Source organism: Halorubrum sp. SP9 (assembly GCF_005435015.1).
GTDB lineage: Archaea > Halobacteriota > Halobacteria > Halobacteriales > Haloferacaceae > Halorubrum > Halorubrum sodomense.
The window spans coordinates 350-1,058 of sequence record NZ_SGXU01000136.1 but is presented as its reverse complement, the minus strand read 5'-3'; the positions used below and the strand labels follow the sequence as shown (position 1 = coordinate 1,058).

Annotated in this window: 1 protein-coding gene; it reads left to right on the top strand. The window is 51.2% G+C overall.

All coding sequences use genetic code 11. The annotated features are described in order from the left end of the window. Window positions 1–620: sensor histidine kinase KdpD (locus tag EXE45_RS16850; protein ID WP_137695011.1), on the top strand; the 620-nt coding region annotated here is incomplete at its 5' end. Window positions 621–709 lie beyond the last annotated feature (89 nt).

Genomic DNA, 709 nt, shown 5'->3' with positions numbered 1-709 from the left:
GCCACCGGGTGATGCGGCACAACATGCGAAATGACCTATCAAAACTTCGTGGCTGGGCACAGCAAATGAGTGAGGAGCCAGAGCCGAGCACGCGTGCCGAACACCTCGCAACGCTCGAACGGATATTTGACAAGTGGGAGTCAATGACTGATCGTGTAAAACAGATACGCCAAGCATCTCGACAATCAAACAAAGTAGCTGGTGTTAATCCCGGGTCACTAATTGAGGACGCTGTGGCTCCAATCAACGAACAGTACCCCACCGCGACTATTTCAACTGACATATCAGTTGACGCGTCAACACAAGTGCCGGCGATACTGCTTGACGCTGTCCGAGAACTTGTGGAGAACGCAGCTAAGGCTGATACTGACGCTACGATTAATGTTGAGGTCACCCCGGCTGAAAACGAGTGGGTTGAACTCCGTGTCTGCGACGACGGACCCGGTCTCCCAGAAATCGAGGCTCATGCCCTCGAGACTGGGAACGAAACCGACCTTGATCATGGGCAGGGCCTTGGACTGTGGATGGTTCGGATGATCACCACACAGATAGGCGGAGATATCTCGGTTGAACTGAATGAGAAGGGAACGGAAATCAACCTCCACATTCCTACTAAATGACGAAAAAGTATTACATGTACAAATTCTAGAGTGAGCAACAAGCAATATCCGGGTGCGCCTACAGTAGTATGTATGTCTAGACTGCGAGG